The organism is Geodermatophilus sp. SYSU D00965 (assembly GCF_054050075.1).
The window spans coordinates 74,452-99,249 of record NZ_JBJGYQ010000004.1; the positions used below are offsets into that span (position 1 = coordinate 74,452).

General features: G+C 74.6%; 23 protein-coding genes. 5 read left to right on the forward strand and 18 right to left on the reverse strand.

What is annotated here, in order from left to right:
• The 4 genes from alaS to ACI789_RS04905 all read right to left on the reverse strand — a co-directional run bounded on the left by alaS (nucleotide 1) and on the right by ACI789_RS04905 (nucleotide 4,955).
• Nucleotides 1-2,688: an alanine--tRNA ligase gene (gene alaS, locus ACI789_RS04890; RefSeq protein WP_457006980.1), complete on the reverse strand. Its 2,688-nt coding sequence runs from the start codon at nucleotides 2,686-2,688 to the stop codon at nucleotides 1-3.
• A 53-nt stretch (nucleotides 2,689-2,741) separates the two neighbouring features.
• Nucleotides 2,742-3,029, reverse strand: coding sequence for a hypothetical protein (locus tag ACI789_RS04895; RefSeq protein ID WP_456919300.1), 288 nt, complete (start codon nucleotides 3,027-3,029; stop codon nucleotides 2,742-2,744).
• Nucleotides 3,029-3,454, reverse strand: coding sequence for a DUF948 domain-containing protein (locus ACI789_RS04900; protein ID WP_456919299.1), 426 nt, complete (start codon nucleotides 3,452-3,454; stop codon nucleotides 3,029-3,031). Before ACI789_RS04900 ends, ACI789_RS04895 begins: the two co-directional genes overlap by 1 nt.
• Before the next feature lie 157 nt (nucleotides 3,455-3,611).
• Nucleotides 3,612-4,955: a replication-associated recombination protein A gene (locus tag ACI789_RS04905; RefSeq protein ID WP_456919298.1), complete on the reverse strand. Its 1,344-nt coding sequence runs from the start codon at nucleotides 4,953-4,955 to the stop codon at nucleotides 3,612-3,614.
• Nucleotides 4,956-4,989: 34 nt separating this feature from the next.
• Between ACI789_RS04905 and ACI789_RS04910 the strand changes: the two genes are divergently transcribed.
• Both ACI789_RS04910 and ACI789_RS04915 read left to right on the forward strand, forming a co-directional pair.
• The gene (locus tag ACI789_RS04910) at nucleotides 4,990-5,847 is read left to right on the forward strand and encodes an aldo/keto reductase (RefSeq protein WP_457006981.1); all 858 of its coding nucleotides are present in this window, start codon (nucleotides 4,990-4,992) and stop codon (nucleotides 5,845-5,847) included.
• A gap of 79 nt (nucleotides 5,848-5,926) precedes the next feature.
• Entirely contained in the window at nucleotides 5,927-6,382 is a 456-nt protein-coding gene (locus tag ACI789_RS04915) for a CBS domain-containing protein (protein ID WP_457006982.1), read from the forward strand.
• Between the two features lie 18 nt (nucleotides 6,383-6,400).
• Here ACI789_RS04915 and ACI789_RS04920 read toward each other — a convergent pair whose 3' ends face one another.
• From ACI789_RS04920 to ACI789_RS04945, 6 genes are all read right to left on the reverse strand, one after another.
• On the reverse strand, nucleotides 6,401-7,285 hold the full coding sequence (locus tag ACI789_RS04920; RefSeq protein ID WP_457006983.1) for a hypothetical protein: 885 nt from the start codon (nucleotides 7,283-7,285) through the stop codon (nucleotides 6,401-6,403).
• A 1-nt stretch (nucleotide 7,286) separates the two neighbouring features.
• Complete coding sequence (locus tag ACI789_RS04925; RefSeq protein WP_457006984.1) at nucleotides 7,287-8,378, reverse strand: pyridoxal-phosphate-dependent aminotransferase family protein; 1,092 nt, start codon at nucleotides 8,376-8,378, stop codon at nucleotides 7,287-7,289.
• A gap of 35 nt (nucleotides 8,379-8,413) precedes the next feature.
• Nucleotides 8,414-10,201: an aspartate--tRNA ligase gene (gene aspS / locus ACI789_RS04930; RefSeq protein ID WP_457006985.1), complete on the reverse strand. Its 1,788-nt coding sequence runs from the start codon at nucleotides 10,199-10,201 to the stop codon at nucleotides 8,414-8,416.
• A 25-nt stretch (nucleotides 10,202-10,226) separates the two neighbouring features.
• Entirely contained in the window at nucleotides 10,227-11,216 is a 990-nt protein-coding gene (locus ACI789_RS04935; protein ID WP_457006986.1) for an aldo/keto reductase, read from the reverse strand.
• Between the two features lie 82 nt (nucleotides 11,217-11,298).
• A complete protein-coding gene (gene hisS, locus ACI789_RS04940; RefSeq protein ID WP_457006987.1) occupies nucleotides 11,299-12,567 on the reverse strand; it encodes a histidine--tRNA ligase in 1,269 nt (422 codons plus the stop codon).
• A complete protein-coding gene (locus tag ACI789_RS04945; RefSeq protein ID WP_457006988.1) occupies nucleotides 12,564-13,259 on the reverse strand; it encodes an MBL fold metallo-hydrolase in 696 nt (231 codons plus the stop codon). The genes hisS and ACI789_RS04945 overlap by 4 nt, the downstream gene beginning before the upstream one ends.
• Nucleotides 13,260-13,424: 165 nt before the next feature.
• On the opposite strand from ACI789_RS04945, the gene ACI789_RS04950 reads away from it, so the two are divergent.
• The 3 genes from ACI789_RS04950 to ACI789_RS04960 are packed head-to-tail and all read left to right on the forward strand — an operon-like array spanning nucleotide 13,425 to nucleotide 15,519.
• Nucleotides 13,425-14,246, forward strand: a complete 822-nt coding sequence (locus tag ACI789_RS04950; protein ID WP_457006989.1) for a peptidylprolyl isomerase — start codon at nucleotides 13,425-13,427, stop codon at nucleotides 14,244-14,246.
• Complete coding sequence (locus tag ACI789_RS04955; protein ID WP_457006990.1) at nucleotides 14,243-14,956, forward strand: peptidylprolyl isomerase; 714 nt, start codon at nucleotides 14,243-14,245, stop codon at nucleotides 14,954-14,956. The genes ACI789_RS04950 and ACI789_RS04955 overlap by 4 nt, the downstream gene beginning before the upstream one ends.
• Entirely contained in the window at nucleotides 14,956-15,519 is a 564-nt protein-coding gene (locus tag ACI789_RS04960) for a DUF3105 domain-containing protein (RefSeq protein WP_457006991.1), read from the forward strand. The genes ACI789_RS04955 and ACI789_RS04960 overlap by 1 nt, the downstream gene beginning before the upstream one ends.
• A gap of 102 nt (nucleotides 15,520-15,621) precedes the next feature.
• On the opposite strand, the gene ACI789_RS04965 is transcribed toward ACI789_RS04960, so the two are convergent.
• The 8 genes from ACI789_RS04965 to ruvC form a co-directional block, all read right to left on the reverse strand.
• Entirely contained in the window at nucleotides 15,622-18,096 is a 2,475-nt protein-coding gene (locus ACI789_RS04965; protein ID WP_457006992.1) for a RelA/SpoT family protein, read from the reverse strand.
• Nucleotides 18,097-18,185: 89 nt separating this feature from the next.
• On the reverse strand, nucleotides 18,186-18,773 hold the full coding sequence (locus ACI789_RS04970; protein ID WP_457006993.1) for an adenine phosphoribosyltransferase: 588 nt from the start codon (nucleotides 18,771-18,773) through the stop codon (nucleotides 18,186-18,188).
• Entirely contained in the window at nucleotides 18,770-20,167 is a 1,398-nt protein-coding gene (gene secF, locus ACI789_RS04975) for a protein translocase subunit SecF (RefSeq protein WP_457006994.1), read from the reverse strand. The genes ACI789_RS04970 and secF overlap by 4 nt, the downstream gene beginning before the upstream one ends.
• A complete protein-coding gene (gene secD / locus ACI789_RS04980) occupies nucleotides 20,164-21,855 on the reverse strand; it encodes a protein translocase subunit SecD (protein ID WP_457006995.1) in 1,692 nt (563 codons plus the stop codon). The genes secF and secD overlap by 4 nt, the downstream gene beginning before the upstream one ends.
• Nucleotides 21,856-21,869: 14 nt before the next feature.
• Nucleotides 21,870-22,220 carry a preprotein translocase subunit YajC gene (yajC, locus tag ACI789_RS04985; RefSeq protein ID WP_457006996.1) on the reverse strand — a complete coding sequence of 117 codons (351 nt, stop codon included), beginning with the start codon at nucleotides 22,218-22,220 and terminating at the stop codon, nucleotides 21,870-21,872.
• 162 nt (nucleotides 22,221-22,382) lie between these two features.
• Entirely contained in the window at nucleotides 22,383-23,507 is a 1,125-nt protein-coding gene (gene ruvB / locus ACI789_RS04990; RefSeq protein WP_457006997.1) for a Holliday junction branch migration DNA helicase RuvB, read from the reverse strand.
• Nucleotides 23,504-24,145, reverse strand: a complete 642-nt coding sequence (gene ruvA, locus ACI789_RS04995; RefSeq protein WP_457006998.1) for a Holliday junction branch migration protein RuvA — start codon at nucleotides 24,143-24,145, stop codon at nucleotides 23,504-23,506. Before ruvA ends, ruvB begins: the two co-directional genes overlap by 4 nt.
• Nucleotides 24,142-24,708 (reverse strand): crossover junction endodeoxyribonuclease RuvC, encoded by a 567-nt coding sequence (gene ruvC / locus ACI789_RS05000; RefSeq protein ID WP_456911258.1) that lies wholly within the window; start codon nucleotides 24,706-24,708, stop codon nucleotides 24,142-24,144. The genes ruvA and ruvC overlap by 4 nt, the downstream gene beginning before the upstream one ends.
• Nucleotides 24,709-24,798: the final 90 nt, after the last annotated feature.

Below are 24,798 nucleotides of genomic sequence, written 5' to 3' on the forward strand. Positions count from 1 at the left end.
CTACCTCCCTGCGGCGGTCGCGACCGCCTGTTCGCCGGCCTGCAGGGCCGCTGGGATGCCCGCGGGGTCGGTACCGCCCCCCTGGGCCACGTCTGCCTTCCCGCCGCCCTTGCCGCCCACCTGGGCGGCGGCGACCCGGACCAGGTCGCCGGCGGAGAGCCCCCGCTGCACGGCGGCCGGGTTGAGGGCCGCCACGACGGCCACCTTGCCCGCCGTCTCCGACGCGAGCAAGACCACCGCCGGCCGGTCGCCGGGCAGCCGCCCGCGCACGTCGAGGGTCAGCGTGCGCAGGTCCCCGCCCGCCAGTCCACCCGGCGCGCCGGTGACCACGGAGATGCCGTTGACGTCCCGCGCCCCGGCGGCCAGCTCCCCCGCCGCGGCGAGGGTCTGCTGCGCGCGCAGCTCGGCCAGCTCCTTGTCCACGTCCCGCAGCCGGGCGAGCATGCCGCTCACCCGCTCGACCAGGTTGTCGGTCGGCGTCTTGAGCACCTCGCCGAGCTGCCGGACGAGGTCGCGCTCGCGGGCCAGGTAGCGGAAGCCCTCCAGACCGACGACGGCCTCCACGCGGCGGGAGCCGGAGCCCACCGACGACTCGCCGGTCAGCGCCAGCGTGCCGATCTGCGCGCTGCCCTGGACGTGGGTGCCACCGCACAGCTCGCGCGACCACGGGCCGCCGATCTCCACGACCCGGACCTGCTCGCCGTAGGTCTCCCCGAACAGCGCCAGCGCGCCGATGGCCTGCGCCTCGGGCAGCGTCATGTAGTTGGCGGTGACCTTGTGGTCGGCGCGGACCGCGGCGTTGGCGACGTCCTCGATGTCGTGCCGCTGCTGCTGGGTGAGCGCGCCCTGCCAGGCGAAGTCCAGCCGCAGGTAGCCGGGGCGGTTGTAGGAGCCCGACTGCAGCGCCTGCGGGCCGAGCACCTGGCGCAGCGCGGCGTGCACCACGTGGGTGCCCGAGTGCGCCTGGCAGGCCGACAGCCGCCACTCGCGGTCGACCTCGGCGACCAGCTCGGCGCCCTCGCGCAGCTCGCCGTCCAGGACCCGCACCTGGTGGGCGACCAGGCCCTTGACCGGCCGCTGCACGTCGAGCACCTCGGCGCGGCCGCCGTCCCAGGTCAGGACGCCGGCGTCGGCGACCTGGCCGCCGGACTCGGCGTAGAACGGCGTGCGGTCGAGCACCACCCGGGTGACCTCGCCGGGACCGGCCGGGGCGACCTCGGCCCCCTCCTCCGCGGCGAGGTCGGAGACCAGGCCGAGCACGCGCGAGTCGGTCCGCAGCGTGTCGTAGGCACGCCAGTCGGTGGGCCCGTGGTCGGCGAGCAGCCGCCGGTAGGCCAGGACGTCGACCGAGCCGGTCTTCTTGGCGCGTGCGTCGGCGCGGGCCCGGTCGCGCTGCTGCTGCATGAGGGCCCGGAAGCCCTCCTCGTCGACGCTGACGCCCTGCTCGGTGGCCATCTCGAGGGTGACGTCGATCGGGAAGCCGTAGGTGTCGTGCAGCGAGAAGGCCTGCTCCCCCGACAGCTCCGGCGTCCCGGCCCGCTTGGCCTGGGCGACGGCGGTGTCGAACAGCGTCGTCCCGGCGGCGAGGGTGCGCCGGAACGCCTCCTCCTCGGCGTAGGCGACGCTGGAGATGCGCGCGAAGTCGGTCTCCAGCTCCGGGTAGCTGGCCTTCATCGCGTCGCGGGAGACCGGCAGCAGCTCGGGCAGGGTGGCCTCGTCGACGCCGAGCAGCCGCATCGAGCGGACGGCGCGGCGCAGCAGCCGGCGCAGGATGTAGCCGCGGCCCTCGTTGCCCGGCGTCACGCCGTCCCCGATGAGCATCAGGCCGCTGCGGACGTGGTCGGCGACCACGCGCAGCCGGACGTCGTCCTCGTGATCGCGGCCGTAGGTCACGCCGGCCAGGTCGGCCGCGCGGCGCAGCACCGGGGCGACCTCGTCGATCTCGTAGAGGTTGTTCACCCCCTGGAGCAGGTAGGCCACCCGCTCCAGGCCCATGCCGGTGTCGATGTTCTTCTTCGGCAGGTCGCCGACGATGCGGAACTCCTCCTTGGACCGCACGTCGTCGAGCTGGTACTGCATGAAGACGAGGTTCCAGATCTCGAGGAACCGGTCCTCGTCGACCACCGGACCGCCGTCGGCGCCGTGCTCGGGCCCGCGGTCGTAGTAGATCTCGCTGCACGGGCCGCCCGGTCCGGGCTGGCCGGTGTGCCAGTAGTTGTCCTTCAGCCCCCGGCGCTGGATCCGCTCCTCGGGCAGCCCGGCGATGCGCTTCCACGCGTCGGCCGCCTCGTCGTCGTCCAGGTAGACGGTGACCCAGATGCGCTCCGGGTCGAAGCCGAGCCCGCCGTCGGCCACCGGGCCGGTGACCAGGTCCCAGGCGTGCTGGATGGCCCCCTCCTTGAAGTAGTCCCCGAAGGAGAAGTTGCCGTTCATCTGGAAGAACGTGCCGTGGCGGGTGGTCTTGCCCACCTCCTCGATGTCGAGGGTGCGCACGCACTTCTGCACGCTGGTGGCCCGCGGGTAGGGCGCGGGCTCGCGGCCGGTCAGGTACGGGATGAACGGCACCATCCCGGCCACCGTGAACAGCAGGGACGGGTCCGGCGAGACCAGCGAGGCGCTGGGGACGACGGTGTGGCCGCGCGCGGCGAAGTGCTCCAGGAAGCGGCGGCGGATCTCGGCGGTCTGCATGTCCTACTCGGTCGGAAGAGGGCGGGACGGTCGGCCCCGCGGGCGGGAGGGGGTCAGGAGTCGGCGGCGTGCGCGCCCCGGCGGTAGGGCAGCTGGGCCGGCCGGCCGTCGGGCAGCGGGGCGTCCAGGCCGGTGCCGGCGCGCAGCTCCTGCTCCCGCGCGCTGGCGGCGGCCCGGACGTCGGCCCCGAACTCGCCGATCGCGTCGGCGAGGTCGCGCAGGCCCTCGACCAGGGCGCCCGCGATGCCCTGCGGGGTCAGCTTCTCCGCCGCCCGCGACAGCTTGCGGACGACGAGGGCCCCGATGGTGATGCCCATGGCGAGCCAGAACAGCCGGCGCATCAGGCGGCCCGCCGGGCGGCGCGGCGCGCGCGGCGCTCGTCCTTGTCGCGGCGGGCGGCCTCGGCGATCGCCTGGCCCTCCCGCTTCTTCTTCGCCGCGCTGCGGACGCCGTAGCTGAACGCGGCGACCTTGATCAGCGGGCTGCCGAGGGTCGCGGCGACGACGCTGGTGAGGGCGGCGACGTTGCTGGAGACGTTGGCGGCGTTGCCGGTGATGTCGTCGACCCGCTCCAGGTTGCTGTTGACGTGCGCGACCGTGGTCGAGGCCTGGCTCAGGATCGGCGCGCTCTGCTCCCGCGTCTGGCGGATGGTCAGGGTCGCCTCGTCCAGCGTGCGTCCCAGCTTGAGGATCGGGACGGCGAGCAGCAGCACCAGCAGCACCAGCGCCAGCGCTGCGATCAATCCGGCCCACTCTCCTGCGGTCACGCGCGGGTCTCCTGTTCCTCGGCTGTCTCGTCCGGAACCGGGCTGCGCCCGGGGCTCCCGGCGGGCGTCGGCCCGGCGTGGTCACAGTAGTCGCGGCCGCAGACCGCCGTCCGCGCACCGCCGGAGCCCGGCGGCGGTGGCTGGACGGTGCCGCCGGTCAGGCCCGGCGCCCCGGCTGTCGTCTGACGATCGCCCGCAGCTTGCCCAGCCGAGCCGCGATCGGGCCCTCGGCTCCGCGGCTGGTGGGCCGGTAGTAGTCGCGACCGACCAGGGCGTCCGGCGGGTACTGCTGCGGCACGATCCCGTCGGGGGCGTCGTGCGGGTAGCTGTAGGACGTGCCGTGGCCGAGCTTCTTCGCCCCGGCGTAGTGGGCGTCGCGCAGCCCCGGCGGCACCGGCCCGCCGAGGCCGGCCCGCACGTCGGCGACCGACTCGCCGATGGCCACGGTGACCGCGTTGGACTTCGGTGCGGTGGCCAGGTGGACCACGGCGTGCGCCAGCGGGAAGTGGCCCTCCGGCATGCCGATGAACTGCACGGCCTGCATCGCGGCGACCGCGGTCTGCAGCGCCGTCGGGTCGGCCAGGCCGATGTCCTCGCTCGCCGAGATGATCAGCCGGCGGGCGATGAAGCGGGGGTCCTCCCCCGCCTCCACCATCCGCGCCAGGTAGTGCAGGGCGGCGTCGACGTCGCTGCCGCGGATCGACTTGATCAGCGCGCTGGCGACGTCGTAGTGCTGGTCGCCCTGGCGGTCGTAGCGCACCGCGGCCTGGGCGACCGCCGTCTCGAGGGTGACCAGGTCGATCTCGGCCAGCTCGGCGGCCAGCGCGGCGCCGGCGCCGGACTCCAGCGCCGTCAGCGCCTTGCGGCCGTCGCCGCCGGCGATGCGGACGAGGTGCTCCTCGGCCTCGCTGCTCAGCGTGACCGCGCCGTCGAGCCCGCGGTCGCTCGTGAGCGCGCGGCGCAGCAGCGTGCGGACGTCGTCGTCGGAGAGCGGCTGCAGCGCCAGCACCAGGGACCGCGAGAGCAGCGGGCTGACCACCGAGAAGAACGGGTTCTCGGTGGTGGCGGCGATCAGGCTGACGATGCGGTCCTCGACCGCGGACAGCAGCGAGTCCTGCTGGGTCTTGGAGAAGCGGTGCACCTCGTCGATGAACAGCACCGTGCGCCGGCCGGCGTAGGTCAGCTCCCGCTTCGCCGCCGAGATGACCGCCCGGACCTCCTTGACCCCGGAGTCCAGGGCCGACAACTGCACGAACTGGCGCTTGGTGGCCAGTGAGATGACGTGCGCGAGCGTCGTCTTGCCGGTGCCGGGCGGGCCGTACAGGACCAGCGACATCGGCTCGTCGCCCTCGACCAGGCGGCGCAGCGGGGCGCGCGGGCCGAGCAGGTGCTGCTGGCCGACGACCTCGTCCAGGGAACGCGGCCGCATCCGCACGGCCAGCGGGGCGCCGGGGTCGACGGCGACGGCCTCCGCAGGCGCCTCGTCGAACAGCGAACTCACGGTTGCGACGCTACCCGCGGGGCACGACACCCCCGTGCAGCAACGACGCATCGGAGACCGCCCCGTCAGCGCCATCGGCCTCGGCGCCATGCCCCTGTCCACCAAGACCGACCGGCCCTCCCCCGAGGACGCCGTCGCCACCGTCCACGCCGCGCTCGACGCCGGCGTGACGCTCATCGACACCGCCGACGCCTACGCCCGCGACGAGGCGGAGTTCGGCCACAACGAGTCGCTGGTCGCCGACGCCCTGGCCTCCTACGGGTCCGGCGCGGACGACGTCCTGGTGGCGACCAAGGGCGGGCACACCCGGCGCGGCACCGACTGGGAGCTCGACGGCACCCCGGCCTACCTGCGCAAGGCCTGCGAGGGGTCGCTGCGGCGCCTCGGCGTGGACGCGATCGGGCTCTACCAGTTCCACCGGCCCGACCCGGACACGCCCTGGGAGGAGTCGATGGGCGCGTTGCGGCAGCTCGCCGACGACGGCCTGGTCCGCATGGTCGGGATCTCCAACGCCGACATCGCGCAGATCGACGTCGCCCGCTCGATCGTGGGCCCGGCGCTGGTGAGCGTGCAGAACCAGTTCTCCCCCGGCTGGCGGTTCTCCGCCGGCGAGGTGGCGCACTGCGCGGCGCACGGGCTGGCGTTCCTGCCGTGGAGCCCGTTCGGCGGCGTGTCCGCGGCAGGCTCGCTGGACGACACCGCGCCGGCGTTCGCCGAGGTGGCGTCGGAGCTGGGCGTGTCGGTGTACCGGGTGGCGCTGGCCTGGCACCTGGCGCAGTCGGACGTGGTCGTGCCCATCCCGGGGGCGTCGCGCCCGGCGTCCATCGTCGACTCCGCGGCCGCGGCCGACCTGCAGCTGACCGCCGACCAGCTGGCCCGCCTGGACAGCTGACCGCCGCCGGGCCTCCCGCTGCTGCGTCCGCAGCCCCCACAATGGCCCCACGACCGGGCCCTCCGAAGGGATCGCGGACATGGCCGTCACCCCGTCTCCTGCCCCGACCAGCACCGGGCCGCTCGTCGCCGCTCAGGTGATGCGCCCTCCGGTGACGACGGTGGAGCACAGCGCCCACGTCGCCGCGGTCGCCTACCTGATGAAGAAGTCGCACGACAACGCGCTGGTGGTGATCAGCGACGACGGCGAGCGCCGGCCGATCACGGTGATCTGCGACAGCGATGTCACCCAGGCGGTCGCGGACGGGCGGGACCTCGAGGAGACCCGGATCACCGACCTGCACCTCGGCGAGGTCGTGACGTTCACCTCGGACACGCCCGTTCCGCAGGTGGCCGAGCGGATGCTCGAGACGCGGGTCGCCTACGCGCCGGTGGTCGAGGACGGTCGGCTCGTGGGGCTGGTCGACCTGGCGGTGGTCTGCGGGGCGCTGCTGACCGACCGCCGGTCGCACGGCCTGCGCGACGACGAGGCGTAGCCGCCGCCCGCGGACGGCTCAGCCGGCCAGCGGTGCCGCGGCACGGCGGCCGGCCAGCAGGGTGGCGACGAACACCGCGCCCACGACGGCCACCACCCACGGCAGCAGCGGCCGGCCCTGCGGGGACGCCGCGAGCCAGAACACCTGGACCGCGCCGGCGAGGGCGTCGCCGAGCCCGCGGGGCAGCCCCGCTCCCGGCCGGAGGTACGGCTCCAGGTAGGTCACCGCGGTCAGCGCCGGGCCGACGAACCAGGTCACCAGCAGGACGGCCGGCCACACCGCGAGCCGGGCCGGCGGTCGGACGCCGACGACGACCAGCGCCGCGGCGAGCACGGCGGCCTGCAGCCAGACGGCGGCGGTCCCCACCGCGCCCAGCGCTGTCAGGGGCAGGACGGCCAGGACGACCGAGCTCAGCCAGCCCGGCAGGACGCCGGCGACCAGCCCGAGCGCCACCCCCAGGCCCACCCCGCCGAGCACGGCCAGCGAGCCGATCCCCCACGCCAGCACGCTTCCCGCCACGACCACCGCGCAGAGAGCGGTGAGCACCCACCGGTCGGCGTCGAACCCCGATCCGCGGCCGGCCGCGGCGACCGACTGGGCCAGGCACACGACCGCGGCCAGCGCCGTTCCGCAGCCGGTGGCCAGCAGCACCCGGCCCCGGGACCCCGGCCGCACCAGCAGGCCGGTCAGCCCGGCCAGCACGCCCCCCGCGGCGGCGCCGAGCACCAGCGCGGTGAGCAGCGAGGCCCGCAGCGGCAGGGCCAGGGGCGCCCCCCGACCGACGCCGTCCAGCAGCCAGGGCAGGTACCCGACGACCCACCAGGCCAGCGCGGCGACGGGCACCAGCCCCCACGCCGGCAGCCGGCGCGCCGTCCGGACCGGCGCCGGCGAGGGGGCGATCACCTCAGCGGCCGAGGACCTCGCGCAGCGCGGCCAGCACCAGCGCGACGGTGTCGGGACGGGCGTTGGCGCCCATCAGCCCGATCCGCCACACGGTGGCCGCGTACGCGCCGACGCCGCCGCCGATCTCCAGGTCGTAGCGCTCCAGCAGTTCCTTGCGGACCGACGCGGAGTCCACGCCGTCGGGCACCCGCACGGTGGTCAGCTCCGGCAGCCGGGAGCCCCCGGCGGCGAACAACTCCAGGCCCATGGCCTGCAGCCCCTCGTGCAGCAGCCGCCCGGCCTCCGCGTGCCGGGCGTGCACGGCCTCCAGGCCCTCGTCGAGGATCCGGCCCAGGCCGGCGTGCAGCGACACGACCATCCCGGTGGGCGCGGTGTGGTGGTAGGTGCGCCCGCCGGAGCCCGCGGCCTCGCCGGCGTAGCCGCCGAGCATGCCCAGGTCGAGGTACCAGCTGCGCGGCTGCTCGACCCGCCGCTCCCAGGCCCGGTCGTTGATGGTGAACGGCGCGAGGCCGGGTGCCACGCCCAGGCACTTCTGCGAGCCGGAGTAGGCCAGGTCCACGCCCCAGTCGTCCAGCCGCACCGGGATGCCGCCCAGCGAGGTCACGCAGTCGGCCAGGAGCAGGGCGTCGCCCTTGCCCGCGGCCAGCGGCTCGAGGTCGGAGAGCACACCGGTCGAGGTCTCGGCGTGGACCGCGGCGATCAGCTTCGGCGACGGGTGGGCGGAGAGCACGCGGTCGGCGTCGACCGGCTGCCCCCAGTCGTGGTCGACCCGGACGACCTCGGCGCCGCAGCGCGAGGCGACGTCCACCATCCGCTCGCCGAACAGGCCGTTGACCGCGACGACGACGACGTCACCGGGGCCCACGGTGTTGACGAAGGCCGCCTCCATGCCCGCCGAGCCGGTCGCCGACAGCGGCAGCGTGCGCCGGTTGGTCGTGCCGAACACCCGGCGGAGCCGGTCGGAGGTCTCGTCGAGGATCCCGAGGAAGACCGGGTCCAGGTGCCCCAGCAGCGGCTGGGCGAGGGCGACGGTCGCCTCCGGGTAGGGGTTGGAGGGACCGGGTCCGAGCAGGGTGCGGGCACGCAACGGCATGCCCGCAACCTACCGGCGGCCTGTGACGGGGCTCGCTAAGGGCGGATCATCACGTGTGTCGAGGTCGGCCCGGGGGCCCCGGGCTCGGCCGGCAGCGCCGGCTCCTCCGGCTTCGCGTCGATGCCCGCCTCCTTGCGCTGGGCCTCGGTGATCGGCGTCGGCGCGCCGGTGAGCGGGTCGAACCCGGCACCGGTCTTCGGGAAGGCGATGACCTCGCGGATGGAGTCCACCCCGGCCAGCAGCGCGGTCAGCCGATCCCAGCCCAGGGCGGCGCCGGCGTGCGGCGGCGGGCCGTAGGCGAAGGCCTCCAGGAAGAAGCCGAACCGCTCCCGGGCCTCCTCCCGCGACATGCCGAGCGTCTCGAACACCCGCTCCTGCAGCTCGGGGTCGGAGATGCGGACCGAGCCGCTGGCCAGCTCGTTGCCGTTGACCACCAGGTCGTAGGCGTCGGACAGGGCGCCGCCCCTGTCCTCGGCGAACCGCTCCCGCCACTCCGGGGTGGGCGAGGTGAACGGGTGGTGCATGAACGTCCAGTCGCCGTCCTCGGTCTCCTCGAACATCGGGAAGTCGACGACGAACAGGAACGACCACGAGCCCGGCTCGATCAGCCCCAGCCGGCGGGCGATCTCGTTGCGCGCCGCTCCCAGCAGCTCCTGCGAGGGACGCCGCTGGCCGGCGGCGAAGAACACGCAGTCGCCGGGCTTCGCACCCACGGCGGCGACCAGGCCCTCGCGCTCGCTGTCGGAGATGTTCTTGGCGACCGGCCCGCCGAGCGTGCCGTCCTCGGCGATGGTCACGTAGGCCAGCCCGCGCGCGCCGCGGGACTTCGCCCAGTCCTGCCAGGCGTCGAACGCCCGCCGCGGCTGCGACCCGCCGCCGGGCATGACCAGGGCGCCGACGTAGGGCGCCTGGAAGACCCGGAACGGCGTGTCGGCGAAGTACCCGGTCAGCTCGGTCAGCTCGAGGCCGAACCGCAGGTCGGGCTTGTCCGACCCGAACCGGTCCATCGCCTCGCGGTAGCTCATCCGCGGGATCTCCGGCACCTCGTAGCCGGCCAGCTCCCGCCACAGCGCCCGGACGACGTCCTCGACCACGGCCAGGACGTCGTCGCGCTCGACGAAGCTCATCTCGAAGTCCAGCTGGGTGAACTCCGGCTGCCGGTCGGCGCGGAAGTCCTCGTCCCGGAAGCAGCGGGCGATCTGGTAGTAGCGCTCCAGCCCGCCGATCATCAGCAGCTGCTTGAACAGCTGCGGGGACTGCGGCAGCGCGTACCACTTGCCCGGCTGCAGCCGGACGGGGACGACGAAGTCGCGGGCGCCCTCGGGCGTGGAGCGGGTCAGGTTCGGCGTCTCGACCTCGACGAAGCCGTGCTGCGCCATGACGCCGCGGGCCACCCGGTTGATCTCGCTGCGCAGCCGCAGCGTCCGGGCCGGGCCCTGCCGGCGCAGGTCGAGGTAGCGGTACCGGTAGCGCACGTCGTCGCTGGCGGCCTGGTCGGTCTCGATCGGGAACGGCAGCGGCGCGGCCGGGGACAGCACGCGCAGCTCGGCGGCGGCCACCTCGATCTCGCCGGTCGGCAGCTCCGGGTTCTCGTTGCCCTCCGGCCGCCGGCGCACCTCGCCGGTGACCAGCACGCAGAACTCGTTGCGGAGCGCGTGCGCCTCCTCCTCGCGGACGACGACCTGGACGTACCCGGAGGCGTCGCGCAGGTCGACGAAGACCACGCCGCCGTGGTCGCGGCGGCGGGCCACCCAGCCGGCGAGGGTGACGGTGGAACCGGCGTCCGACGCGCGCAGCGTGCCGGCGTCGTGGGAGCGGAGCACTAGAGGGGAGCCTTTCGGGACGGGGTCACCAGCGGTCGTGCACGTGCGCACGGATGCGCGCGTCGTAGAGCCGCTCGAGGTCGGCGAGGTCGGAGTCTGTCAGCGGGGGCAGCTCGGCCGCCTCCGCGTTGCCGCGGGCCTGCCCGACGTTGCGGGCGCCGGGGATGACCGAGGTGACGCCGGGCTGCTGGATCACCCAGCGCAGCGCCACGGCGCTGGGCACCCGGTCGCCGCAGATCTCGACGAACTCCCGGGCGGCCTGGACGCCGACCTCGTAGGGGACCCCCGCGAAGGTCTCGCCGACGTCGAAGGCCTCGCCGTGCCGGTTGAAGCTGCGGTGGTCGTCGGGCGCGAAGGTCGTCGACTCGGTGTAGCGGCCGCTGAGCAGACCGCTGGCCAGCGGCACCCGGGCCAGGACGCCGACCTGCGCCTTGGCCGCGGCCGGCAGCAGCTCCTCCAGCGGCTTGCGCCGGAAGACGTTGAGGATCACCTGGATCGACTGCACGCCCGGGTGCTCCAGGGCGGTCAGCCCCTCCGCGACGGTCTCCACCGAGACGCCGTACGCGGCGATCGCCTGCTCCTCGACCAGCGCGTCGAGGGTGTCGTACACCCGCTGGTCGCTGTAGACCGCGGTCGGCGGGCAGTGCAGCTGCACCAGGTCGAGGGTCTCGACGCCGAGGTTGCGGCGGGACCGGTCGATCCAGGCGCGCAGGTTCTCCGGGGTGTACTGCGCCGCCTCGAACGGGTCGGCGCGCCGGCCGGCCTTGGTGGCGACGAACGGCCGCTCCGAGCACGCCGCCAGGGCCGCCCGGATGCGCTGCTCCGAGCGCCCGTCGCCGTAGACGTCGGCGGTGTCGAGCAGGGTGACGCCCGCGTCGAGGGCGGCGTCCAGGACCTCGGCGGCCGTGTCGTCGTCGACGTCCCCCCAGTCACCGCCCAGCTGCCAGGTGCCCAGGCCGACGACGCTGACGTCGGCCCCCGTCCGCCCGAGCGGCCGCTGCTCCATGGTGCTCATCGTTCGACTCCGCCCTCGTTCCGCTCCTCGGTCGCTGGCGCTCCCTGCGATGGTCGCTCGGGCGTCGTTCTCACAGTCGAGGTCACTCCCCCACCGTCGCACGCACCGTCTCGAACAGCTCGCCCACCGGGACGGCCCGCTGCTCGCCGGTGCGCAGGTCCTTGAGCTGGCCGACGCCCTCGGCCAGGTCGCGCTCGCCGATGACGACGACGTGCGAGGCGCCCGAGCGGTCGGCGGCCTTCATCGCTCCCTTGAGCCCGCGGTCGCCGTACACGGTGTCGGCCGAGACGCCCGCCCGGCGCAGCTGCCCGACCAGCTCCACCGCCAGCCGCTTGGCCTGGGCGCCCAGCGGCACCACGAACGCCTGCACGCCCGGGGCGACGCCGATGTCGAGCCCCTCGGCCTGCACCGCCAGCAGCGTGCGGTCCACCCCCACGGCGTAGCCGATGCCGGACAGGTCCGGGCCGCCCAGCGCCGCCGACAGCCCGTCGTAGCGCCCGCCGCCGCCGATCGCCGACTGGGCGCCCAGCCCGTTGTGCACGAACTCGAACGTCGTCTTGGTGTAGTAGTCCAGCCCGCGGACCAGCTTCGGCGCCTCGGTCCAGGTCACGCCGAGGTCGGTCAGGTGCTGGCGGACGGCGTCGTAGTGGGCCTTGGTCGAGTCCGAGAGGTGGTCGACCATCAGCGGGGCGTCGTCGAGCTGCGCCTGCACCTCGGGCCGCTTGTCGTCGAGCACCCGCAGCGGGTTGATCTCCGCGCGGCGGCGGGTCTCCTCGTCGAGGTCGAGCTCGTCCAGGTAGGCGACCAGCTTCTCCCGGTACTGCGGGCGGCAGGTCGCGTCGCCCAGCGAGGTGAGCAGCAGCTCGAAGTCGGTGAGCCCCAGGTCGCGGAAGCCCTGCACGCCGAGGGCCACCACCTCGGCGTCCAGTGCCGGGTCGTCGACCCCGAGGGCCTCCATGTCGACCTGGGTGAAGTGCCGGTACCGGCCGGCCTGCGGGCGCTCGTACCGGAACGCCGACCCGACGGTCCACAGCTTCACCGGCAGGGCGCCGGTGTGCAGGCGGTGCTCGATGAAGGCCCGCATCAGCCCGGCGGTGAGCTCGGGGCGCAGGGTCAGCGAGCGGCCGCCGCGGTCGTCGAAGGTGTACATCTCCTTGGTGACGACGTCGGTGGACTCACCCACCCCGCGGGAGAAGACGGCGGTCTCCTCGAACACCGGCGTCTCGACGTAGCCGTACCCGGCCAGCCGCAGCGGCGCGGTGAGCGCGTCGCGGACGGCCAGGAAGCGCGCCGACTCCGGCGGCAGGGTGTCGAAGGTGCCCTTCGGCGCCCGCAGGATCTGGTCGCTCACAGTCCTCTTCCCCTGGGGGCCGGGCCCGCGCCGACGGCGGCCTCGGCCAGGTACGGGTTGGTGGCGCGCTCGCGCCCGATCGTCGTCGCCGGCCCGTGCCCGGGCAGCACGACGGTCTCGTCGTCCAGCGGCAGGACGACGTCGCGCAGCGAGCGCAGCATCGCCTCCCACGACCCGCCCGGCAGGTCCACCCGGCCCACCGACCCGGCGAACAGCACGTCGCCGGCCAGCAGGCCGGGCGCCTCGCCGAGGTCGAGGGAGAAGACCACCGAGCCCTGCGTGTGGCCGGGGGCGTGCCGCACCGTCAGCTCCACCCCCGCCAGCGACAGGACGGCGCCGTCGTCGAGGGAGAGCACGTCCGACGGGTCGGGCAGCCGCACGCCGGTGATCAGCGGGGCCAGCTGGGGACCGTGCCACCGCACCGGGTCGGCGAGCATGCCGGAGTCGGCGGGGTGCAGGTAGGCGGGGATGTCGTAGCCGTCGCAGACCGGCAGCACCGAGAAGGTGTGGTCGAGGTGGCCGTGGGTGAGCACGACCGCGACCGGCTTGAGGCCGTCCTCGGCCAGCACCCGCGCCAGCGGCTCGACGGCGTCCATCCCGGGGTCGACGACCACGCACTCCTGCCGCGGACCGGAGGCGACCGCGTAGCAGTTCGTGCCGAACGCGCCGGCCGGGAACGAGCGGATGAGCACCCGTGCAGGTTACGCGGGGCCCCGTCGGCGCTCCCGGCTTCCCGGCTGTCAGGGAAGGAGCAGGTTCGCCGCCTAGACTCGCGGATCGACCAGCGGTGAGCGGGCGCGCTCCGGAGCGACCGCCGCGCCCCGCCGCAGCACCCGTCCCTTCGAGGAGTACCACCCGTGCCGAGCAACAAGCAGCGGCGGCAGGCCGCGCAGCGGCGCCTGCAGCGCCAACTCGAGCGCCGCGCCGAGCTCGCCCGCAAGCGCCGTCGCAACCTGCTCATCGGGGTCACCGCGGTGGCGGTGCTGGTCGTCATCGGGGCCGTCTGGCTGATCACCGGCGTCGGCGGCGACGACACCGACGACGCCGCCGCGACCCCGACCAGCGCCGCACCGACCACCCCGGCCGCCGTCGACGGCAGCGACGGGACGTGCGACTGGACCCCGGCCGACACCGCGAACAACCCCGACCTGAAGGCCGACTCCGGCACGCCGCCCACCGAGGTGAACCCGACCGGCACCACCCCGGTCACCATCACCACGAACTTCGGCGCCATCGGGCTGACCCTCGACAACGCCAACGCCCCCTGCGGGGTCGCGAGCATGACCTTCCTGGCGCAGCAGGGCTACTTCGACGGGACGATCTGCCACCGCGAGACCGACGGCGAGGGCCTCAAGGTGCTGCAGTGCGGCGACCCCAGCGGCACCGGCCGCGGCGGCCCGGCCTACGAGTTCCCCACCCAGGTCACCGGCGACGAGACCTACCCGCGCGGAACGGTGGCCATGGCCAACAGCGGCCAGGGCTTCGACGGCAGCCAGTTCTTCCTCGTCTTCGGCGACAGCCAGCTCCCGCCGAGCTACACCGTGCTCGGGACCATCGACGAGGCCGGCCTCGGCGTCCTCGACACCATCGCCGCCAACGGCAACGACGGCGCCAACGGCCCGGGTGACGGCGCGCCGACGCAGGAGGTCCGCATCGAGTCCCTGACGGTCGCTGCGTGAGGCTGCGGGCGCTGGCCGGCCTGGCGGGTGCGGCCCTGACCCTGGCGGCCTGCTCCGGCAGCGCCACCGGGGAGGTCGAGCCCTCGGGCGAGGACGGCGGGTCGGCCGCCGGCGGGTCGGCGCCGTCGGGCGCGCTGACCACCTGCGCGTGGTCGGACACCCCCTCCGGCAACCCCTACCTCATCGAGGTCGAGCCGCCGGACGACGAGGTGCCGGCCACGGGGACCACCGACCTGGTGATGTCGACCAACCTCGGCGACCTCACCCTCACCCTCGACCAGGAGCGCACCCCGTGCGCGGCAGCCAGCCTGGTCCACCTGGCCGAGAGCGGCTTCTTCGACGACTCCCCCTGCCACCGGGAGGTCGACAGCGCCGGCCTGCAGGTGCTCCAGTGCGGCGACCCGACCGGGACCGGCGCCGGCGGCCCCACCTACACCTTCCCCACCCAGGTCACCGGCGACGAGACCTACCCCCGCGGCACGATCGCGATGGCCAACAGCGGCCAGGGCTTCGACGGCAGCCAGTTCTTCCTGGTCTGGGGCGACAGCCAGCTGGCCCCGGACTACACGGTCGTCGGCTCGGTCGACGAGGCCGGGCTGGCGGTGCTCGACACGGTCGCGGCCAACGGCAACGACGGCTCGATGGACCCCAGCCCCGGCGGCGGCGCCCCGACGGTGCCGGTCACCGTCGCGTCGATGTCCGTCGCCTGATGCGGCGCGGCACCCGGTCGCTCGCCGTCCTGGCCACCGCGGTCCTCGGCGGCTGCACCACGGATGCCCCGAGTGCGCCGGAGCCGGCGGCCCCGTCGGTCACCCTGGAGAACACCCGGGTGGCGCAGTACGCGGCGGGGCAGCACACCGCTGCGGAGGTCGACTACGCCCAGAGCCCGCCGGTCGGCGGCCCGCACGACCCGGTGTGGGCCGACTGCACCGGCAGCGTCTACGACGTGGCGATCCGGCCGGAGAACGCCGTCCACTCCCTCGAGCACGGCGCGGTCTGGATCACCTACGACCCCGCCCTGCTGGCCGCGGACGACGTCACGGCCCTGGCGACCGCGGTGCGGGGCACCTACGGCCTGATGATGTCGCCGTACCCGGGACTGGGCACCGCCGTCGCGCTGCAGGCGTGGAACCACGCGCTGCGGCTCGACGACGTCGACGACCCGCGGCTGGTCGAGTTCACCCGGCTGCTGACCGGCAACCCCGAGAACACCCCGGAACCCGGCGCCCCCTGCGAGAACCCCGCCTTCCTGGCCACCCCGCGGACTGCTTGAGGGGCCGCTGCCGCCGGGCGGTGCTCATCGGCCTGACTCCGCGATGGCCCCCTGCAGGGCCCCGCCGCGAGCCTGAGGGCGGCGGGGGCAGGGGGTCCTTTCTCAGGCGGTGACGCGCTCCACGTCGAAGACGCCGTCCACGTTGCGCACCGTCTGCAGCACCGCGCCCAGGTGCGCCGGGTCGGCGAGCTCGAAGGTGAACCGGCTGATCGCGACGCGGTCCCGGCTGGTCTGCACCGAGGCGGACAGGATGTTGACCCGCTCGTCGGCCAGCGCCTTGGTGACGTCGGAGAGCAGCCGGTGCCGGTCGAGCGCCTCCACCTGGATGGCGACCAGGAAGACCGAGCCGGGCTGGCTGGCCCACTCCACCTCCACCAGGCGCTCGGGCTTGCGCTCGAGGTCGGCGGCGTTGGTGCAGTCGCGCCGGTGGACGCTCACCCCGCCACCGCGGGTCACGAAGCCGAGGACGTCGTCCCCCGGCACCGGCGTGCAGCACTTGGCGAGCTTGGCCCACACGTCGGTCATCCCGTGGACGACGATGCCCGGGTCCCCGCCCGCCGGACGCCGGTGCGCCGGCCGCCGCATGGGGATGGTGGTCTCGGCGATGTCCTCGACCGCGCCCTCGGCGCCACCGAGGGCCGTGAGCAGCTTGTCCACGACGGACGAGGCCGAGATCTGGTTCTCCCCCACCGCCGCGTACAGCGCCGTGACGTCGGCGTGGCGGAGGTCCTTGGCCAGGGTCGACAGCGCGTCGCCGCCGAGCAGCCGCTGCAGCGGCAGCCCGGCCTTGCGCATCGCGCGGGTCAGCGCCTCCTTGCCGGCCTCGACGGCGTCCTCGCGGCGCTCCTTGGTGAACCACTGGCGGATCTTCGTGCGCGCCCGCGAGGAGCCGACGAACGCCAGCCAGTCCTTCGACGGGCCCGCCGTCGGCGACTTGGACGTGAAGATCTCCACGACGTCGCCGTTGGTCAGCTTGCTGTCCAACGACACCAGGGCCCCGTTGACCCGGGCGCCGATGCAGCGGTGCCCCACCTCGGTGTGCACGGCGTAGGCGAAGTCGACCGGGGTCGAGTCGCCGGGCAGGCTGAGCACGTCGCCCTTGGGCGTGAAGACGAAGACCTCCTGCGGACCGAGGTCGTAGCGCAGCGTCTCCAGGAACTCGCCGGGCTCCTGCGCCTCGCGCTGCCAGTCCAGCAGCTGGCGCAACCACAGCATGTCGTCCGGCGAGCCGGCCTTGGCCGCGCCGAAGCCCCCGGCGTCGGGCTTGCCGCCGACCTTGGCCTTCTCCTTGTACTTCCAGTGCGCGGCGATGCCGTACTCGGCGGTGCGGTGCATGTCGTGCGTGCGGATCTGCAGCTCCACCGGCTTGCCCTGCGGGCCGATCACCGTGGTGTGCAGCGACTGGTACATGTTGAACTTCGGCATCGCGACGAAGTCCTTGAAGCGGCCGGGCACCGGCTGCCAGTGGGCGTGCATGATGCCCAGCGCCGCGTAGCAGTCGCGCACCGACTCGACCAGGATCCGGATCCCGACGAGGTCCCAGATGTCGGTGAAGTCGCGGCCGCGCACGATCATCTTCTGGTAGATCGAGTAGTAGTGCTTGGGCCGGCCGGTGACGACGGCCTCGATCTTGGCCGCCTTCAGCTGCTCCTGGACCGTCGAGGTGACCTCGGCCAGGTAGGTGTCCCGCGACGGCGCCCGCTCGGCGACCAGGCGGACGATCTCGTCGTACCGCTTCGGGTACAGCGTGGCGAACGCGAGGTCCTCGAGCTCCCACTTGATCGTGTTCATGCCGAGCCGGTGGGCCAGCGGCGCGAGGATCTCCAGCGTCTCGCGCGCCTTCTTCTCCTGCTTCTCCGGCGGGAGGAAGCGCAGAGTGCGCATGTTGTGCAGCCGGTCGGCGAGCTTGATGACCAGCACCCGGGGGTCGCGGGCCATCGCGACGATCATCTTGCGGATCGTCTCCGCCTGCGCCGCGTCACCCAGCTTGACGCGGTCGATCTTCGTGACGCCGTCCACCAGGTGCGCGACCTCGGGGCCGAACGCCTCGGTGATCGACTCCAGGGTCTGGCCGGTGTCCTCCACCGTGTCGTGCAGCAGCGCGGCCACCAGCGTCGTGGTGTCCATGCCCAGCCCGGCCAGGATGGTCGCCACGGCCAGCGGGTGGGTGATGTACGGGTCGCCGCTCTTGCGCTTCTGCGAGGCGTGCGCGGTCTCGGCCACGTCGTAGGCGCGCTGCAGCAGCCCCAGGTCGGCCTTGGGGTGGCTCTGCCGGTGCAGCGCGGCGAGCGGCTCGAGCACCGGCCGGACCAGGCCGCTGCGCTGCCCGGCGACGATCCGGCGGGCCAGCCGGTCGCGGACCCGCCGCCGCGGCACACCCGCCGGCTCCCGCTCGCCGGGCGGCTCGGCGACGACGTCGTCGGGACGGCGGACGACCGGACGGCTCGGCAGGGGCGGGCGGTCTCCCCCGCCCGGCGGGGCGGCTGCTCCCGGCGGGGCGGCCGCTCCCGTGCCGGCGGGGAGCGCCGGGGCGTCAGCCCGTGCAGCAGCCACGTTGGTGGCGGCGTCGGGGCCCATGGCGACTCCTGCAGGCCGGAGGAGGAACGACCCTCCTCATGCTAGTCGGACGACACTCCGGTAACGCACGGCGAGCCGGGCGCCATCCCTCAGGTCGTCCAGAGGGCGTGGACGGTGTGCGGCGCCAGCCGCTGGCGGCCACCCAGCGCCGAGAGCTCGACGACCACCGACACGGCGGCCACGACCCCGCCGAGCCGCTCCACCAGCGCGATCGCCGCCTCGAGCGTGCCCCCGGTGGCGAGGACGTCGTCGACGACGAGCACCCGCTGACCCGGGCGGACCGAGTCGGTGTGCATCTCGAGCGTGGCGGTGCCGTACTCGAGGGCGTACTCGGCGGCCACCCGCTCCCGGGGCAGCTTGCCGGCCTTGCGCACCGGGACCACCCCGACCCCGGCGTCCAGGGCGACCGCCGCGGCGAGCAGGAACCCGCGCGCCTCCACCCCGACGACGACGTCGAAGCCCGGGTCGGTACCGCCGGCCCCCAGCGCGGCGGCCCGCGGGTCGGCCAGTGCCGGGCCGGCCAGGCCGTCGATCACCCGGCGGAACGCGGAGCCGTCGGCGAAGACCGGCGTGAGGTCCCGGAAGAGCACGCCCGGTTCCGGGTGGTCGGGGACGTCGACGGTCAGCCCGGCGATCACCTCGTCGAGCGGCAGTTCCGCGGCCGGCTCCGCGGTCACCGGCGCTTCTTCCCGCTGGAGGGACGGCCCGGCCGCTGCGGCCGGGCTCCCGGCCGCGGCGCCGTCGTCCCCCCGGTGCGCGGGGCGTCGGGGCGCACCGACTCCGGCGACTCGACCACGACGTCGGCCGCGGCCGGCCCGAGGTCGGCCTCCCGCTCGGCGACGGCCACCCCGCCGCTGCGGCGGGTGGTGCCGGCGGCCCGGCGGGCGGTGGCCACCGGGCCCCGGCCGGCGGTCGCGCCGGACCCGCCCTGCCGCGCCTGGGAGGCACGCCGGGCGAGCACCCGCTTGCGCAGCGCCTGCACCTCCGGCTCCCGCTCCTTGAGGTCGGCCACGATCGGCGTGGCCAGGAAGATCGAGGAGTAGGTGCCCGCGGCCAGGCCGACGAAGAGGACCAGGGCGAGGTCCTTGAGCGTCCCGACACCCAGCAGGCCGGCGCCGACGAACAGCAGGCCGGCCACGGGCAGCAGCGCGATGACCGAGGTGTTGATCGAGCGCATCAGGGTCTGGTTGACCGCGAGGTTGGCCGCCTCGCCCCAGGTCATGCGCGCGGTCTTGGTGAGGTCCCGGGTGTTCTCGTCGACCTTGTCGAACACCACGACGGTGTCGTAGAGGGAGAACCCGAGGATGGTGAGGAACCCGATGATCGTCGAGGGGGTCACCTCGAAGCCGATCAGGGCGTAGACCCCGGCGGTGACGATGATGTCGTGGACCAGCGCGGCCATGGCGCCGATGGCCATCTTCGGCTGGAACCGCACCGCGAGGAACAGCACCACCGCGACGAAGAAGACCGCCAGGGCCACCAGCGCCTGGTCGGTGATGTCGCGGCCCCACTCGGCGCTGACCGCCTCGGGGCTGACCTGCGCGGGGTCGATGCCGGCCGCGTCGGCGACCGCGTCGACGACGGCGCGCTCGGCGTCGTTGTCCAGGGCGCCGGTGCGCAGCAGCACGGTGTCCCCGCCGACCACCTGGGCGCTGGCCACGTCGGCTCCGGCGTCCTCGGCCGCGGCCCGCACCTCGCCCAGCTGCGCCTCGGTGCCCGGCAGGCGGAAGCTGTTGCCGCCGGCGAAGTCGATGCCGAAGTTGAAGCCGCGGAACACGATGGCCGCGATGCACAGCAGCACGACGACGGCGGTGACCTTGTAGATCAGCCGGCTGCGCCCGACGACGTCGAGACCGGCCTCGCCGTTGTAGAGCCGGTGGGCCAGCGAGGCCCGGTGCGGCGGCCGCACCGTGGCCCGGTCGCCCTCGCGGGGCAGCCCGGCGTCGTCGAGCGCGGTGTCGTCGGCCGCGGCCGCGGCGTCCTCCGCGGCCGATCCGGCGTCGCGGCTCTCGTCCTCGGCGGTGCCCACGGGCAGCCCGTCGTCCTCGTGACGGGGGTCGCGGCCGCTCATGAGTCGCTCCTGTCCTGCGCGGTGCTGCCGGACCCGCTGCCGGCGCCGACGAGCTCGCGCCCGGCGGAGGGACGGCGGCCGGCGGGCCGGCCCGGGCGGTCGAGACTGCGGCCGAGGCCGGAGAACCGGCTGCTGCCGAACGACCGGAAGCGCGCCAGCACCGCCATCAGCGGGTGGGTGAAGAGGAAGACGACGACCAGGTCGAGCACCGTCGACATGCCGAGGGTGAACGCGAAGCCCTTCACGTCGCCGATCGCCAGCACGTAGAGGATCGCCGCGGCGAGGAAGCTGACCGCGTCGGCGGAGAGGATCGTGCGCCGCGCGCGGACCCAGGCCCGCGGCACCGCCGACCGCAGCGTGCGGCCCTCGCGGATCTCGTCCTTGAGCCGCTCGAAGTACACGACGAACGAGTCCGCGGTGATTCCGATCGACACGATGAACCCGGCGATGCCGGCGAGGCTGAGGGTGAACCCGATCTGCCGGCCGAGCAGCACCAGGACGGCGTAGACCACCACCGCCGACAGCAGCAGGCTGGCGATCATCACCAGGCCGAGCAGCCGGTAGTAGACCAGCGCGTAGACGAAGACCAGCGCGATGCCGATGGCGCCGGCGATCAGGCCGGCCTGCAGCTGCTCCTCGCCGAGCTCGGTGGAGATCGACTGCGCGGTCGCCTGGGTGAAGGTCAGCGGCAGCGCGCCGTAGCGCAGCTGGTTGGCCAGCTGCTCGGCCTCCTGCTGCGTGAACTGCCCGGTGATCGTCGTCTGCCCGTTGATCGCCCCCTGGATGGTGGGCGCGGAGACCACCCGGCCGTCGAGGGTGAACGCGACGTTCTTGCCGATGTTCGCGGCGGTGTAGGTCGCCCAGGTCTCGCGGCCGGTGGAGTTGAAGTCCAGCAGGACGATCCACTCGCCGGTGGCCTGCTGGGTGCCGGCCTGGGCGTCGACGATGTCGGTGCCCTCGAGGATCGCCGGGCCGAGCAGGTACTTGAACTGGCCGTCCTCCGAGCACGCCGCGACGTGGTCCTCGGACCGGTCCACCGCTGCCGCCGGGTCGGTGGTGTCGCAGGTCAGGGTGGCGTACTCGGCCTGCGCCTGCTCCTGGGTCACCGCCGGGGCGTCCGGGTCGGGGATGGAGGGGTCGGCGACCGCGCCGTCCGACGGCGCGGCGTCGGTCGGGGTGGCGGCGTCGGTCGGCGTGGCCGAGTCGGTGGGTGCCGTGCTGTCGGTCGGGGTGGCGCCGTCGGTGGGCGTGGCCGCGTCGCTGGGCGTCGTCCCGTCGGTCGGCGCCGCGCTGTCCTCGGCGGCCGGGGTGGCCGGCTCCGGTCCGGCGAGCACCGGCCGGAACCGCAGCTGCGCGGTCTGGCCCAGCTCCCGCGCCTGCTCGCCGTTGTCCCCCGGGACGGAGATGACGATGTTCGAGTCGCCCTCGGTGACCACCTCGGCCTCGGCCACGCCCAGGCCGTTGACCCGCTGCTCGATGATCTGCCGGGCGAGCTCGAGGTCCTCCGGGGCCGGCGCCTGCCCGTCCGGGGTGCGCGCGGACAGGGTGACCGTCGTCCCGCCCCGCAGGTCCAGCCCCAGCTGCGGGGTGCGGGTGTCACCGGTGAGGAAGATCAGGCCGTAGAGGACGGCGATGATCAGCACGAACGCGCCGAAGTACCGGCGCGCGGGGAGCTGACGCTGGGCCACGGAGGACTACCTGCTCAGTGCGCCCGGTCGGCGGGACCGCCGTCGGCCGGGCCGTTGGCGTCGTCCCCCGGGACGGCGGGACCGTCGACCGTCGGGCCGGGCACGGCGGGCTTGCGGACCTCGAGGATGGCCTGCCGCGCGAAGGTGACCACGACCCCCGGGGCGATCTCGAGGTCGACGGTGCCCTCGCCCAGGCGCGCGACCGTGCCGTGCAGCCCGGCGGTCGTCATGACCGGGGTGCCCGGGGTCAGCGACTCCTGCATCGCCTGGGCCTGCGCCTGCGCCCGCTTGCGCTGCCGGGCGGGCAGCACGATGAGCAGGACGAAGGCCAGGGCCAGGAGGACGAGCGGGAAGTACTGCTCCACGACAGATGTGCCTCTCTACCGCGCGGCGTTCCGCGGTGGGTGCGGCCCGGGACGGGACCGCTCGGGTACGGCGGCTGTGGCGCGCCGCGTCATCCGCGTGCAGCGACCGGGCAGGACGCGCGCGGCCGCGGCCGGACGAGTTGCGCGCCAGCGCTCCGCAGTCTAGGCGTCGAACAGCGTCTCTGACGACGAACCGGGGACCGGTGGGTCGACGGTGACCCTCCCGAGGGGGATGCCGCCGCGCGGGACGGGCTGTCCCAGGTGCTGCCAGGCGGCCTCGGTGGCGACCCGCCCCCGCGGCGTGCGGGCCAGCAGGCCGGCGCGGACCAGGAACGGCTCGCAGACCTCCTCGACGGTGTGCGGCTCCTCCCCCACGGCGACCGCCAGCGTGGCGACCCCGACCGGACCGCCCCCGAACCGCATCACCAGGGCCTCCAGGACGGCGCGGTCGAGCCGGTCGAGGCCCAGGTGGTCGACGTCGTAGAGGGCCAGCGCCGCCTCGGCGACCGCGCGGGTGACCCGGCCGTCGGCCCGCACCTCGGCGTAGTCGCGGACCCGGCGCAGCAGGCGGTTGGCGATGCGCGGCGTCCCCCGGGACCGGCCGGCGATCTCCGCCGACCCCTCCTCGGTGAGCTCGACGCCGAGCAGGGAGGCGCTGCGGGCCAGCACGCGCTGCAGCTCGGACGGCTCGTAGAACTCCATCTGGCCGACGAAGCCGAACCGGTCGCGCAGCGGGCCGGTCAGCAGGCCGGCGCGGGTGGTGGCGCCGACCAGCGTGAACGGGTTGATCTCCAGCGGGATCGCGGTCGCACCGGGCCCCTTGCCGACGACGACGTCGACCCGGAAGTCCTCCATCGCCATGTACAGCAGTTCCTCGGCCGGCCGGGCGATCCGGTGGATCTCGTCGATGAACAGCACGTCGCCGGGGCCGAGGTTGGACAGCATCGCGGCGAGGTCACCGGAGCGCTCGATCGCCGGACCGCTGGTGATCTTCACCGAGGTGCCCAGCTCGGAGCCGATGATCAGCGCGAGGCTGGTCTTGCCCAGCCCGGGCGGGCCGGACAGCAGCACGTGGTCCGGCGGCCGGCCGCGCCGCTTGGCGCCCTCCAGGACCAGCTCCAGCTGGCGGGCGACCTTGGGCTGGCCGATGAAGTCCGCCAGCGAGTGCGGCCGCAGGGCCGACTCGACGACCCGCTCCTCGTCACCGGCCTGGGCCGAGACCGAGTAGTCGCGGGTGGACCCCTCGGCCGGCTCCGCGGACAGGCCGCTGTCGAAGGGGGTGCTCACGGCCTACCCAGCATCCGCAGCGCCTGCCGCAGCAGCACCGCCACCTCGACCGACCCCGTCTCGGCGACCTGCTCGTCGGCGATCGGCGCGAGCTGGGCGACGGCGCTGTCGGCCTCCTTGCTGGTCCACCCCAGGCCCACCAGGGCCGAGGCGAGCTGGTCGCGCCACGGGGCGACGGGGGTGACCGACGGCAGCCCCGCGGGGGCCCCCGCGCCGTCGAGCTGGGTGTCGGTGGTGGTCGTCCCCAGCCGGTCGCGCAGCTCCAGGATCAGCCGCTCGGCGCCCTTCTTGCCGATGCCCGGCACCTGCATCAGCGCCTTGACGTCGGCCATCGACACCGCGCGGCGGACCTCCCGCGGCGGGTGGATGGCCAGCACCGCCTGGGCCAGCCGCGGGCCCACGCCGTTGGCCGTCTGCAGCAGCTCGAACAGCTGCCGCTCGTCGTCGTCGGCGAAGCCGTAGAGGGTCAGCGAGTCCTCGCGGACCACCAGGCTGGTCGACAGCCGGGCGCTCTCCCCCACCTGCAGCCGGGCGATCGTGCCGGGGGTGCACTGCACCGCCAGCCCGATGCCGCCGACCTCGACCACGGCGCCGTCCGGCGACACCGCCGCGACCCGGCCCGACACGCTGGCGATCACCGCGACACCCCCGTCCAGCGCGGGAGGGTCGTCGACCGCACGGGGGCGCCGATGCCGCCGGCCAGCGCGGCGTGCCGCAACCGCTGCTGCGCGGGCCCCCGCCAGGCGTGGCAGACGGCCAGCGCCAGCGCGTCGGCGGCGTCGGCGGGCTTGGGCGGGGACGACAGCCCCAGCACCCGGGTGACCATGAGGGTGACCTGCTCCTTGTCGGCTCGGCCGCTGCCGGAGATGGCGGCCTTGACCTCGCTCGGCGTGTGCCAGGCGACCGGCCGGTCGGCCTGCGCCGCGGCCAGCGCGGCGACGCCGGCGGCCTGGGCGGTGCCGGTGGCGGTGCCCTTGTTGTTCTGGGTGAACACCCGCTCGATCGCCACCACGTCGGGCCGGTGCTCGCGCAGCAGCGCGGTCACCGCGGTGTGCAGCTCCAGCAGGCGCAGCTCCAGGTCGAGCTCGGCGGCGGTCCGGACGACGCCGACCCCCACCGCCGTGGGGCGGGCGCCGGGACGCCCGTCGACCACGCCCCACCCGCACCGGGTGAGGCCCGGGTCGATGCCGAGCACCCGCATGGAGGCGCCTCCCGCCGTCAGCCGAACTGGTGTTCGACCGAGGTTAACCGCCCGGGACGACGCCGCGGCGCTGCAACACCCGGCACGACC